The following is a 13,510-nucleotide window of genomic DNA, read 5'->3' as shown; positions in this document are numbered from 1 at the left end:
GGATAAGCAGCCTGCTCCATTTTCTCTGCCCTGCGGTTGAGAAAACGGGCGATCTGCTTACATATTTCTCCTATACTGCCCTCCTACTTCAAAAAGAGCAGTAGTGATCTGGCCTAGAGAACAAACTTTTGTGGCTTCCATAAGCTCCTCAAAAATATTCTCATTTTGAATGGCAGCCTTTTTCACCTTTTCAAGGGTCTCCTGTTCCAGTTCTTTCTTAGCTTCGTGAAGGTGCTCCAAAGTTTGTATCTGATTTTGCTTTTCTTCTTCGGTAGCTCTAATTACCTCTCCCGGAGTAACCGTTGGGGATCCTGTAGAACTCAGGAAAGTATTTACACCAATGATCGGGAAGTCTCCATTGTGTTTCAGCGTTTCATAATACAGACTTTCTTCCTGAATCTTGCTGCGCTGGTACATGGTTTCCATTGCTCCGAGCACGCCACCTCTTTCGGTGATGCGATCGAATTCCTGCAACACTGCTTCCTCCACAAGATCGGTAAGTTCTTCTATAATAAAAGCTCCCTGGATAGGATTTTCATTCTTGGTTAATCCTAATTCCTTATTGATGATCAGCTGAATGGCCATCGCTCTTCTTACTGAAGCTTCTGTTGGTGTTGTGATCGCCTCATCGTAAGCATTCGTATGCAGCGAATTACAGTTGTCGTAGATCGCGTATAATGCCTGAAGGGTAGTTCTAATATCGTTGAAATCAATTTCCTGCGCGTGTAGTGACCTTCCGGAAGTCTGGATGTGATACTTCAGCATCTGCGCCCGCGGATTCGCACCGTATTTGTACTTCAGCGCCTTGGACCAGATCTTTCTCGCTACCCTTCCAATAACAGCGTATTCAGGGTCGATTCCGTTGGAGAAGAAGAATGACAGGTTTGGTCCGAATTTGTTGATGTCCATCCCGCGACTCAGATAGTATTCCACATACGTGAATCCATTAGCAAGGGTCAAAGCCAGCTGAGTGATAGGATTGGCTCCGGCTTCAGCGATATGGTATCCGGAAATAGATACCGAATAAAAATTCCGCACATTTTCACGAATGAAATATTCCTGCACATCTCCCATCAGCCTCAAGGCAAATTCCGTAGAGAAGATACAGGTGTTCTGCGCCTGATCTTCTTTTAAGATATCTGCCTGTACGGTTCCACGAACCTGGCTCAGCGTTCTTTTCTTAACATCGGCATATACATCTGCAGGCAGTACCTGGTCTCCGGTGACACCGAGAAGCATTAAACCGAGGCCGTCGTTTCCTTCCGGAAGTTCCCCACGGTACTTTGGCTGCTCCATTCCTTTCTCTTCATAGATCTTTTCGATCTTCTGCTTTACCTCATCCTCCAGTCCGTTTTCGACAATGTACTTCTCACATTGCTGATCTATGGCTGCATTCATAAAGAACCCAAGCAACATTGGCGCCGGACCGTTGATGGTCATACTCACTGAAGTCATTGGATCGGCAAGATCAAATCCGGAATAAAGCTTCTTCGCGTCATCAAGACAGCAAATGGAAACTCCGGAGTTCCCGATCTTTCCGTAGATATCTGGTCGGCGGTCAGGGTCATTTCCGTAAAGCGTAACCGAATCAAATGCTGTGGAAAGCCTTTTAGCCGGCAAGCCCATACTCACATAGTGGAAACGGCGGTTGGTACGCTCCGGCGAACCTTCTCCGGCAAACATCCTGGTTGGGTCTTCTCCCTGACGCTTGAAAGGATACAGTCCGGCGGTATATGGAAATTCTCCGGGAACGTTTTCCTGGAGACACCATCTTAAAATGTCACCCCAGGCCTGGTATTTTGGAAGCGCTACTTTCGGGATCTGTGTGTGTGATAAGGATTCTGTATGCGTTTCGATCTTGATCTCTTTATCCCTTACCTTAAAAGAATAAATAGGATCTTTATATCGATTTACCTTTTCGTCCCAACCGGTGATGATCTCCCAGTTGTAAGGATCAAGGTCCATTTTTACCTTATCAAACTCTTTCTTAAGAAGATTTACAAGGTCTTTGTTATCTGAAGTTGTGGCATTATTAAGATCATCCTCTTCAAGTCCGTACTGGTTGAGATCAATCTTTACCCCGGTTACTGATTCTATTGTTTTATAAATTCCGTAGAGTTTCTGAGCTACCTCAGCCTGAGCTGCAGCTTTCTCATCATAACTGCGGTTATTTTCTGAAATTTCGGAAAGGTATCTCGTTCTGTTTGGCGGGATCACGAAGATCTTTTCGCTCATCTCTTTAGAAATATGAAAAGTGGAATTGAACTTACTGCCCACTTTTTCATCGATCCTGTCCATGATCTGCTTATAAAGCGTATTCATTCCGGGATCGTTGAACTGCGAAGCTATGGTTCCGAAGACCGGGAGATTATCTGCATTTTCATGCCACAGGCCATGATTTCGCTGGTATTGCTTTTTTACATCACGTAAAGCATCCAAAGCTCCTCGTTTATCAAACTTGTTGATCGCAACAAGGTCGGCAAAGTCGAGCATGTCGATCTTTTCCAGCTGAGTAGCCGCACCAAATTCTGGGGTCATCACATATAGAGAAACATCGGAATGCTCCAGGATCTCGGTATCAGATTGTCCAATTCCTGAAGTCTCCAGGACAATCAGGTCATAATTTGCAGCTTTTAGCACCTGGATCGCTTCAGCAACATATTTTGAAAGCGCAAGGTTTGACTGACGGGTCGCTAAGGATCTCATGTAGACCCGCGGATTATTGATCGCATTCATCCTGATACGGTCTCCTAAAAGGGCACCTCCGGTCTTTCTTTTTGAAGGGTCTACGGAAATTATTCCAATGGTCTTTTCAGGAAAATCCATAAGGTAGCGGCGTACGAGCTCATCTACAAGAGAGGATTTCCCGGCACCACCGGTTCCGGTGATCCCAAGCACAGGAATTTCAGATTTTTTATTTTCAGAATGTATTTTATCCAGAGTGTCTTTAGCAACTTCTGGAAAATTTTCCGCAGCCGAAATGACCCGCGCAATAGCACCCGGAGTTTTATTTTCCAGCTCATTGATTTCACCATTCAGGCTTTCTCCCAATGGATAATCAGATTGCTTTACAAGATCATTGATCATTCCCTGCAGGCCAAGTTCACGGCCATCATCGGGAGAATAGATGCGGGTAATTCCATAATCTTCCAGCTCTTTAATTTCTTCGGGAAGGATCACTCCGCCACCGCCACCAAAGATCTTGATGTGACCCGCTCCTCTTTCCTTCAGCAGGTCATACATGTACTTAAAATATTCGGTATGTCCACCCTGGTAAGAGGTCATGGCAATTGCATTGGCATCTTCCTGGATTGCACAGTTCACCACCTCTTCCACACTACGGTCATGCCCCAGGTGGATCACCTCCACTCCGGTAGACTGAATAATGCGGCGCATAATATTAATGGCGGCATCATGCCCGTCAAAAAGGGATGCTGCAGTAACAATTCTTACTTTATTCTTGGGTTTATAAGGAGCTTGTTGTTCCATTTCTTCGAAAACGTTTTAGGGCGTGCAATTTACGAATTTAGAAACGAAGATGCCATTTTTGAAAGGATATAAAAACAACAGACCCTGTGATTGAAAATTCCTGAAAATCTCCTTCCGCAGCAGGATAACTTTTGTTTATGATTTTAATACTGAGCTAATAGCTAACTTTGGCAAAAACAGTATCATGAAGAAAATTTTCCTCCTCGCTATAATCCCGTTCTTTTTAGGTTGTGCCGAACTACAACAAATAGCCGACTCCCTCCCGCAGGAAGGTACCACAGTCTCTAATGCTGAAGTTGCTGCAGGTCTACGGCAGGCACTTGACTTCGGAATTGATAAACAAGTTAGCAAACTGGCACAGGAAAATGGATTTTTTAGTAATGAACTGGTGCGCATAGGTCTTCCCCCCGAATTGCAGAAAGTAGACAGAACATTACGCGATGTAGGACTCGATGCCCTGGCCGATGAAGGATTGAAAGTATTGAATCGCGCCGCCGAAGAAGCCGTGCAGGAGGCAACTCCCATTTTTATCAATGCAGTTAAACAGATCACCTTTACCGACGCCCGAAATATCCTTTTAGGAGATGACACGGCTGCTACGACTTATCTGGCACAAAAAACTACAGATCCCCTTTATTCCAAATTCAATCCTGTCATCACTACCTCCCTAGAGGAAGTAGGCGCCAACAGAGTCTGGACAAATATTATCAATAGATATAATGCTTTGCCACTTACCAGCGACGTAAACCCCGATCTTGCCGACTATGTAACCCGGGAAGCTCTTAAAGGAGTCTATACTATGATCGCAATAGAAGAGAAAGAGATAAGGAATAATTTTGCCGCCAGGACTACCAATCTGCTGAAGCGGGTTTTCGGCTTGCAGGACTAAGGTTTAGTTCGGAGTTAGGAATCAAGATTTAGGAGTTAGGAGTTCGAAGCTCCGGGTCGCGAGATTTGGGTTATGAGTTGAGCAGAAAACATTCGCTCTTAATCCTTCCACATTTGACCTTAAAAACGTGGTTATTCACAATTTGAAAAATCCCTCAACATAGGTAGATCCTCAATTCCATTCTGCTAATTCATAAGTTTTTAACAGGAGAAGTAGCGGAGTGTACCAGTTTTACCAAAAAGTTAACTTTAGGTTATGAATTCTTCGAATAACCACGATATACCTTTGTATCACTAACAATAGAGTATGTTTCGATTATTTGAACCCAGATCTACGTTGGAAAGGCTTCGCGAAAAGTATACTTTTCTTATGCGCCGCTCTTTTGAGCTCGCTTTAGTGGACAAACCCCGAAGTGATGTTCTTAATGACAAGGCGTGTAAAATTTTAGAGGAAATTCGCCGCATGGAGCGAAATCAGGAAAGAACGGCCTGAAGCTCTCTAAAATAAGCAAAAGCAGTCGCGAGACGTGACCCATACCAACTAAAGAATTCCCCGTCCACGATGTGGACCGATGATATCCTCACCTCTTTTTTCAACGAATCTTTATCTTTGCTTTTAAATGGAAATGGCTCTGTAGAGAGTAACACCAGTTCCACCTTTTTCCTCTCCAACTGTTCCAGTTCTATTTCAGGATACCTGGAATCCTCTTCTAAAAAGACATTTTTGAACCGGTTCAATTTGAGTAAGTGATCAATAAAAGTATCCCTTCCTGCTACCATCCAGGGATTTTTCCAAATGAAGTATGCCACCCTGCGCTCCGGGATCGCCTGCATTTCTTTCTGAAATTCCCTTCGTAAAATGTCAATTTTATTGACTATTTCTGAAGCTTTACCGCCAACTTCGAAGATCTCACCGTACTGCAGGATCAACTTAAGGGAATCATCTATGGTTTTAATATCCGAAACATGGACGGGAGCGATTTTTTCCAGCTCCGTCACCATTTCTTCAGTATTTTCTTCTTTATTGCAGAGAATGATATCGGGGTTTAAGGCAGCGATCCTTTCGTAATGAACCTGTTTTGTACCACCCACTACCTTTTTTTCCTTCCGCAGGTCTTCAGGGTGCACACAAAACTTTGTCACCCCAATAATTTGCTCCCGAAGTCCCAGGTCTACCAGCAGCTCTGTCTGACTGGGCACCAGACTCACAATACGTTGAGGAATTCCCTGAAGCTCAATTTTTCGGTCTATTTGATCGTAAAAAGTTCTCATAATCCTGAAAAATAAGAGGTGCCAAAAATGTTATTTTTGACACGTATTCCAGAAGCAGCTTGGTTAAAGAAAAGCAGCCATTTCCTGCTGTAGCTTTTCGGCTTCTTTGGCAGCAGCTTCAGCAAAATCTTCACCATTAGCGGCGTAGATCACGGCCCGGGAGGCATTGATAAGTAGCCCCACCTTCCGGTTCATCCCGAATTCGCAGACTTCCTTCAGGCTTCCACCCTGTGCACCTACCCCGGGTACCAAAAGAAAGCTTTCGGGAATGATTCTTCTTATCTCCCGCAAATGCTCTGCTTTGGTCGCACCAACTACATACATGAGATTCTGGCCGTTGTTCCAGGTTTTGGAGATCTTAATGACCTTCTTATATAATTCTTCTCCTTCCACCTCCTGTGTTTGAAAATCGTATGCGCCGGTGTTAGATGTCAAAGCCAATAAGATCGTGTGCTTGTTCTCGTAGGCCAAAAACGGCTCTACAGAGTCTTTTCCCATATAGGGCGCTACAGTGACCGAATCAAAATTGAGGTCTTCAAAAAAGGCTTTTGCGTACATGCCCGAAGTATTTCCTATATCTCCCCTTTTGGCATCGGCAATGGTAAAGATCTCAGGATGATTTTCATTCAGGTAATCAATGGTTTTACCCAAAGCCTCAAGTCCTTTAATTCCATGAGCTTCGTAAAATGCCAGGTTTGGCTTATAAGCCACAGCAAGATGATGGGTAGCATCAATGATCGCTTTATTAAAAGCAAAAATAGGATCTTCCTCCTTCAGCAAATGCTGAGGGATCTTGTTCAGGTCGACATCAAGACCTATACACAAAAAACTCTTTTTTAGCCGTATTTGGTCTGTAAGCTGGGAAGTGGTCATTGGCTGGAAATAAAAAAGCTGCCGGAGTGCGGCAGCTTTGATGAGTTTATCTTTAAAAAACGTCTGAGTTCTCTTTCAGTTTTTCGGTATTTTCAACAAGTTGTAATTCGTCGATGATCTTTTGGATATCTCCGTTAATGATATTTCCGAGATCATAAAGCGTTAGACCTATCCTGTGATCTGTCACCCTGCCCTGCGCATAGTTATAGGTACGGATCTTCGCACTCCTGTCACCACTGGAAACCATGGAGTTTCTCTTGGCAGCATCTTCTTCCATTTTCTTGGCAAGTTCCTGCTCATAAAGCCTGGACCTCAATACGCGGAATGCCTTCTCCTTATTTTTATGCTGAGACTTTTGATCCTGACATTGCGCCACCAATCCCGTTGGCATGTGCGTCAACCGCACAGCCGAGTAAGTCGTATTAACCGATTGCCCTCCCGGTCCCGAAGAACAGAAGTAGTCGATTCGCACATCTTTTGGATCTATTTCCACATCAAATTCTTCAGCTTCGGGAAGTACCATCACTGTAGCGGCCGAGGTGTGAACCCGCCCCTGAGTTTCAGTCTGCGGTACGCGTTGTACGCGGTGTACTCCGGCTTCAAATTTCAAAGTTCCGTAGACATCTTCACCTGTAACGTCAAAGATGATCTCTTTGAATCCGCCGCTGGTTCCTTCGCTAAAGTCCACGATCTGGTGTTTCCAGCCTTTGCTTTCAATGTATTTGGTGTACATGCGATAAAGGTCACCAGCAAAAATACTGGCTTCATCCCCACCGGTACCGGCACGAATCTCCATCACCACGTTCTTGGCATCTTCAGGATCTTTTGGCACAAGCATCATTCTAATCTTCTCCTCCATTCCCGGCAACTGCTCCTTGGCTTCTTCCAATTGCATTTTAGCCATATCGGTCATCTCGGGATCGCTCCCATCGGCAATGATCTCTTCGGCCTCTTTTTTGTTTTCAAGCAGACTTATATATTCTGAACGCACCTCCATCAGCTTCTTCAGCTCCTTATACTCCTTGTTCAGCTCTATATAACGCTTTTGATCGGCAATCACGTCGGGCTGAATGATAAGATCATTCACCTCGTCAAAACGCTGCTTCACAATATTTAATTTCTCGATCATAACATCTCCTTAAAGTGGCAAATTTACGATAAATCTAGTGGATTTTAGGAAAGGATTTTAGGAGATGAAAAAATCTTCCTGTTCTTCTTTGAGCCTTATGTTCCTTTATGTGAAAAGGTCTGAATTTTTTCATACAAAGAGTACAAAGATCATGTGTTACGAGCACAAGGAGGAAAAGGAAGTTATTTTGTATTTTTTACATTGAATGAATGATTCACAAAAAATAGGGTTAGGTGGCGGATGCCATTGGTGCACCGAAGCGGTTTTTCAGGCAGTGGAGGGAGTGACAAAAGTTGAACAGGGATATATCTCTTCTGATCCTCCCGCTGATGATTTTTCTGAAGCTGTCATTGTACATTACCTCCCAAAAAAGGTAAAACTAAAGCGGCTTCTGGAGATACATCTGCACACCCACAATTCCACTTCCAATCATTCCTTCCGGAAAAAATATCGAAGTGCTGTTTATTGTTTTTCTTCTGAACCAGAGAAAAAAGCAAAGGAAATTCTGGAAGTTCTTCAGAAGCAATTTGAGGAAAAACTAGTGACGCAGGTGTTAAACGTAAGGGAGTTTAAGGCTTCACGGGAGTCTATTCAGAATTACTACAGGAAAAATCCCGATGCACCTTTTTGTAAGCGATATATAGAACCGAAGCTGATGTTTTTAGAAAGAAACTCTTTAATTTCTCGCAAAGGGCGCAAAGTTTAAAGCGCAAAGAACGCTAAGTATTATAAATTATTTGCCAATCTATGAATACTATCCTTGAGGACTTTTGAGTTGAAATTCATAAGTAATCCAAGCTTTTTATCTGAAAGTTTCAAGTAAGTAAGCACCTGAGAAAAATGAACGGGAGCAAGATTTTCAACAGATTTGATTTCTACTATTACTTTGGAGTTTACCAAAAGATCAATTCGATAGCCCACATCCATTTTTACTTCCTTATATACAAAAGGCATCGGAACCTGCTGCTGTACATAAAATCCCATTTCACGAAGATCAAAGGCCAAAGCAGCTTCATAAGCCGACTCTAAAAGTCCGGGACAATTTTCTTGTGTAAATCTAAAGCGCAGCCAATAATATTGTAAGACAGTTCATTCTCGGTCATATTGCCTTTTCTTTGCGGCCTTTGCGAAGTCTTTGCGATCTTTGCGCGAACCTATTGGTATTCAAACTCCCCAAACTCACTTTTGATCGTGAGTTTCTTCTCCTTTGAAGCTTCTACCCTACCCACCACTTTTGCCTCAACATTAAAGGATCTAGAAATGGAGATAATATCTTCAGCGATGCTTTCATCGACGTAGAGTTCCATTCTGTGGCCCATGTTGAAGACCTGGTACATCTCTTTCCAGTCGGTTTTACTTTCCTCCTGAATCAATTTGAACAAAGGTGGAACTTCAAACAGGTTGTCTTTGATCACATGCACCTTATCAACAAAGTGCAGCACCTTGGTCTGTGCACCTCCACTGCAATGAACCATTCCAAAAATGTCATTTTTAGAATACTTCTCAAGGATCTTCTTTATTACTGGAGCGTAGGTACGGGTTGGAGAAAGCACCAGTTTCCCGGCATCCAGCGGACTTCCTTCCACCGAATCCTTTAGGTTCTTTGAACCGCTGTACACCAGATCTTCAGGTAGAGCAGGATCAAAACTCTCCGGATATTTATCAGCTAAACTCTTTCCGAAGACATCATGCCGGGCAGAGGTAAGACCGTTGCTGCCCATGCCGCCGTTGTATTCTTTTTCGTAGGTCGCCTGCCCAAAAGAAGCTAAACCAACGATCACGTTTCCGGGTTTGATGTTGGCATTGTCAATGACTTCGCTGCGCTTCATTCTGGCTGTGACGGTAGAATCGACAATAATGGTCCGCACAAGATCGCCCACATCGGCCGTTTCACCACCTGTGGAATGTATGGTTATTCCGAAGCTTTTTAGATCCTCCAGCAACTCCTCAGTTCCGTTGATGATGGCGGAAATAACCTCTCCGGGTACCAGGTTCTTGTTACGGCCAATTGTAGAAGAGAGCATGATATTATCTACTGCACCAACGCATAAAAGATCGTCAATATTCATGATAAGCGCATCCTGAGCGATGCCTTTCCATACGCTTAGATCACCGGTTTCTTTCCAGTACATATAGGCCAGGGAAGATTTTGTTCCGGCGCCATCTGCATGCATGATGAGACAGTAATCTTCATCACCGGTAAGATGATCGGGGACAATTTTACAGAAGGCCTTTGGGAATAACCCCTTATCCACATTTTTGATGGCGTTGTGAACATCCTCCTTTCCGGCAGAAACTCCGCGGCCGGCATATCTTTTACTTATTTCCTGGCTCATGCTGATTCATTTGCTGGTCAAAGATAATTAGATTAGATTTTTTGACCTCCGGTTTCTATAAATATAAAAGCCACTCCTTTAAGAAGTGGCTTAAAATGGCATTTTTGAAAGGCATTATCGAGTGAACAATAACTCCCTGTATTTGGTCAATGGCCAAATCTCATCATCGATCAACAACTCCAGCTTGTCACAGTGGTAGCGGATGGTTTCAAAGAATGGCTTCACTTCATTGCAATAGGCAAAAGCTTTTTCTTCGGCTTCCTCTATCTTATTTGCTTTTTTACGAGCCTCGATCATTTCTGTAATTCCCGAATTTATCTTTTCAATATGTCTTGAAACTTCTTTAATGATCTCCAGTTGCTCTTTTGAGTGGGTTTCGTAATCGGTTTCAAAGATCTCTTTAAGTCCGCGAACGTTCTTGATAAGGATATTCTGGTAGCGAATAGCGGTAGGAATAACGTGGTTACGGGCTATATCTCCAAGGATACGACTTTCGATCTGTACTCTCATGATGTATTCCTCAAGCTCGATCTCATGACGCGCTTCGATCTCCACCTCATTCATCACCCCTAGCTCCTTGTACATTTCAATAGTCTCTTTTTTCACAAGAGCTTTAAGAGCTTCGGGAGTATTTCGGTTGTTGCTTAAGCCGCGCTTTGCTGCTTCCTTTTCCCATTCTTCGGAATAACCATCTCCTTCAAAACGTATGTTTTTGGAATCTTTGATATATTCCCTTAATACGTTGAAAATAGCATCATCCTTCTTCATTTTTTTGCCCTTGATGAGGCTATCTACTTCCTTCTTGAAATCTTTCAGCTGCTTTGCAACTATAGAGTTAAGAGCGGTCATAGGTTCGGCGCAGTTTGCTGTAGATCCAACTGCACGAAATTCAAATTTGTTACCTGTGAAGGCGAAAGATGAAGTTCTGTTCCTATCGGTATTATCTAAAAGGATCTCAGGGATCTTACCAACTACATTTAATTTTAGTTCAGTCTTTTCCTGCGGAGAAAGTTTCCCGTCGGTCACTTTTTCAAGCTCATCAAGAACTTCAGTTAGCTGGGAACCGATAAAAGTGGAAATAATGGCCGGAGGTGCTTCATTAGCGCCTAATCTAAAGTCGTTTGAGGCGCTGGCAATGGTAGCTCTCAACAGTTCTTCATTGTCATGTACTGCTTTGATCGTATTAATGAAAAATGTCAAAAACTGAAGGTTCTTCATCGGTGTAGAACCGGGACCTAACAGGTTCACGCCGGTATCTGTGCTCAGCGACCAGTTGTTGTGCTTACCACTTCCATTGATACCTGCAAACGGCTTTTCGTGGAAAAGCACTACAAAGCTGTGACGATCGGCCACCCTTTGCATAATGTCCATTAGGAGTGAATTATGATCTACTGCCAGATTTGCTTCCTCAAAGATAGGTGCAAGTTCAAACTGGTTTGGTGCCACCTCGTTATGCCTGGTCTTTACCGGAATTCCCAAAAGCATACATTCCTTTTCAAGATCTCTCATATAGGCAAGAACACGCGATGGAATGGAGCCAAAATAGTGATCGTCCAACTGCTGACCTTTAGCCGGGGAATGGCCTAACAATGTTCTTCCCGCAAGAGTGATATCGGGTCTTGATGCCGCCAAAGCCGAATCGATCAGGAAATATTCCTGCTCCCAACCGAGGGTTGCCTGCACCTTATTTACATTTTTATCAAAATATTTCGCAACATCTGTCGCTGCACTGTCTACAGCCTGTAAAGCTCTTAATAGCGGCGTCTTATAATCTAGTGCATCTCCTGTATAGGAAACGAAAACACTTGGGATACAAAGCGTAGTTCCATAGATGAACGCAGGAGAAGTTGGATCCCAGGCAGTATAACCACGGGCTTCAAAAGTGTTTCTTATACCCCCGTGAGGAAAACTGGAAGCATCGGGCTCCTGTTGTACAAGTTGCCCACCTCCAAATTTTTCAATTGCAAGTCCATCACCAATAGTTTCAAAGAAAGCATCGTGCTTTTCTGCAGTACTTCCGGTAAGGGGTTGAAACCAGTGGGTGTAGTGAGTAGCGCCTTTAGAGATGGCCCACTCTTTCATTCCGGTAGAGATATGATCGGCGATGGTGCGATCGATCTTTTTCCCGGTGGCATTTGCTTCCAGTACACTTTGATAAGCTTCCTTGGTCAGGAATTGTCGCATGACGCTTTCGGTAAAGACATTGCGGCCGAATAATTCTGAACGACGTTCCTTCTCTTCGATTTCGATGGGTCTGCGATTTAAAGTCTCCTTAAGTGCCTGGAATCTTAATGTTGCCATTTTTAAAATAGTTTTATGGGTTAACGGCAACAAATATATTTAAATTATAAACACACCCCCTAAATTTTTGGGGTAGGTTTATAAAAATTTTATGTTTTATTATGATGACCCCTAATTTATAAAGGCTAAACTAACGAAAACAGTATAACCTGCGAATAGCAAGAAGCCTTTCCAGCGGCTCATGGAGTATCGCTTTGGAAGAAAGGCTAAAGGAATAAGAATAAAGGCAATACCAATCATCCAGAAGATATCGCTGGTGAGAGTAGCTTCAGATTTTACGACTATAGGCTGAATAATCGCAGTTATCCCTAAAACTGAAGCGATGTTGAAAATGTTGGATCCAATAAGGTTTCCCAGGGAAATGGCTTTTTCCTGCTTCATTGCTGCTATGACAGAAGCTGCCAGCTCGGGCACACTGGTTCCCACGGCGATCATGGTTACTGAGATCACTCTTTCACTTACTCCCAAAGCCGAAGCCAGGTCAACAGCTCCAGATACCAGCAGTTCTGATCCAAAGTACAGGGCCGCCCCTCCAATGAGCAACCATAGAGTAGTTTTAAAGCCTGAAGCAACCTGTAGGTCTGGATCTACCTCATCGGGTTGTAATTCAGGTTTTCTGCGGGCACGACGAATAAGCAGAACCAGGTATAGTACGATAGCAAAAACAAGAAAGATGCCTTCAAGACGGGAAAGTATATTTTCAGAAGAGAGAAAATAGAAGAGGGCAAGAGAAAATAACATCATGATAGGCCAGTTAAACCGGTAGAATTCGCGGTCGATCATCAATGGAGAGATCATGGCGGTAATCCCCAGAACGAGGCCGATATTTGCTATGTTCGAGCCTATTACATTACCCAGGGAGATATCTGAGAAGCCTTCCAGGGCGGCTTGTAAGCTCACCAGTAATTCGGGTGCAGAGGTAGCAAAGGAGACCACCGTAAGGCCGATGACCATTCTTGAAAGTTTTAGTTTTAAGGAAATCGCTACAGATGATCTTACAAGAAACTCCCCCCCTATTACCAACAAAATAAAACCGAGGATGATATAGACTACACTCATTCAGAATTTTTTTTGCGAAGATAGAAGATTCTGAAAGAATGCTGAATTGCGGACGATTGAACTAAAGAAGTTGTGGGACGGAACAAAATAATAACTACAAACATAGTTATTAAACGATTTTTTTAGTTATGTTTGCTTTAGATTGTTAGGATAATCGTACTTA

The 13,510-nt window shown here is 43.3% G+C and carries 11 protein-coding genes; 3 read left to right on the top strand and 8 right to left on the bottom strand.

Annotated features, from left to right (window positions below; genetic code table 11):
* Positions 1–57 precede the first annotated feature (57 nt).
* Complete coding sequence (locus tag ACXYMT_RS06300) at positions 58–3,489, bottom strand: methylmalonyl-CoA mutase family protein (protein WP_459058234.1); 3,432 nt, start codon at positions 3,487–3,489, stop codon at positions 58–60.
* Between the two features lie 184 nt (positions 3,490–3,673).
* On the opposite strand from ACXYMT_RS06300, the gene ACXYMT_RS06295 reads away from it, so the two are divergent.
* Positions 3,674–4,378, top strand: coding sequence for a DUF4197 domain-containing protein (locus tag ACXYMT_RS06295; protein WP_459058233.1), 705 nt, complete (start codon positions 3,674–3,676; stop codon positions 4,376–4,378).
* A gap of 306 nt (positions 4,379–4,684) precedes the next feature.
* Positions 4,685–4,870 carry a Lacal_2735 family protein gene (locus ACXYMT_RS06290; RefSeq protein ID WP_459058232.1) on the top strand — a complete coding sequence of 62 codons (186 nt, stop codon included), beginning with the start codon at positions 4,685–4,687 and terminating at the stop codon, positions 4,868–4,870.
* Here the strand turns inward: ACXYMT_RS06290 and ACXYMT_RS06285 are convergent.
* The 3 genes from ACXYMT_RS06285 to prfA form a co-directional block, all read right to left on the bottom strand.
* Positions 4,852–5,649 carry an ABC transporter substrate-binding protein gene (locus tag ACXYMT_RS06285; RefSeq protein ID WP_459058231.1) on the bottom strand — a complete coding sequence of 266 codons (798 nt, stop codon included), beginning with the start codon at positions 5,647–5,649 and terminating at the stop codon, positions 4,852–4,854. The two genes, ACXYMT_RS06290 and ACXYMT_RS06285, sit on opposite strands and share 19 nt — an antisense overlap.
* Before the next feature lie 63 nt (positions 5,650–5,712).
* Complete coding sequence (pyrF, locus tag ACXYMT_RS06280; protein WP_459058230.1) at positions 5,713–6,522, bottom strand: orotidine-5'-phosphate decarboxylase; 810 nt, start codon at positions 6,520–6,522, stop codon at positions 5,713–5,715.
* A gap of 52 nt (positions 6,523–6,574) precedes the next feature.
* A complete protein-coding gene (gene prfA / locus ACXYMT_RS06275) occupies positions 6,575–7,651 on the bottom strand; it encodes a peptide chain release factor 1 (RefSeq protein ID WP_459058229.1) in 1,077 nt (358 codons plus the stop codon).
* A gap of 205 nt (positions 7,652–7,856) precedes the next feature.
* On the opposite strand from prfA, the gene ACXYMT_RS06270 reads away from it, so the two are divergent.
* Positions 7,857–8,357, top strand: a complete 501-nt coding sequence (locus ACXYMT_RS06270) for a peptide-methionine (S)-S-oxide reductase (protein WP_459058228.1) — start codon at positions 7,857–7,859, stop codon at positions 8,355–8,357.
* A gap of 20 nt (positions 8,358–8,377) precedes the next feature.
* Here ACXYMT_RS06270 and ACXYMT_RS06265 read toward each other — a convergent pair whose 3' ends face one another.
* From ACXYMT_RS06265 to ACXYMT_RS06250, 4 genes are all read right to left on the bottom strand, one after another.
* The gene (locus ACXYMT_RS06265; protein WP_459058227.1) at positions 8,378–8,656 is read right to left on the bottom strand and encodes a GxxExxY protein; all 279 of its coding nucleotides are present in this window, start codon (positions 8,654–8,656) and stop codon (positions 8,378–8,380) included.
* A 149-nt stretch (positions 8,657–8,805) separates the two neighbouring features.
* Positions 8,806–9,987 carry an AIR synthase related protein gene (locus ACXYMT_RS06260; protein ID WP_459058226.1) on the bottom strand — a complete coding sequence of 394 codons (1,182 nt, stop codon included), beginning with the start codon at positions 9,985–9,987 and terminating at the stop codon, positions 8,806–8,808.
* 114 nt (positions 9,988–10,101) lie between these two features.
* Positions 10,102–12,288, bottom strand: a complete 2,187-nt coding sequence (locus ACXYMT_RS06255; RefSeq protein WP_459058225.1) for a glutamine synthetase III family protein — start codon at positions 12,286–12,288, stop codon at positions 10,102–10,104.
* Between the two features lie 111 nt (positions 12,289–12,399).
* Positions 12,400–13,347 (bottom strand): calcium/sodium antiporter, encoded by a 948-nt coding sequence (locus ACXYMT_RS06250; protein ID WP_459058224.1) that lies wholly within the window; start codon positions 13,345–13,347, stop codon positions 12,400–12,402.
* Positions 13,348–13,510: the final 163 nt, after the last annotated feature.

The sequence above is a fragment of the Salinimicrobium sp. CAU 1759 genome, assembly GCF_054482715.1.
Note: the sequence above shows the minus strand (reverse complement) of the source record. Positions and strands in the feature narration are given on the sequence as shown.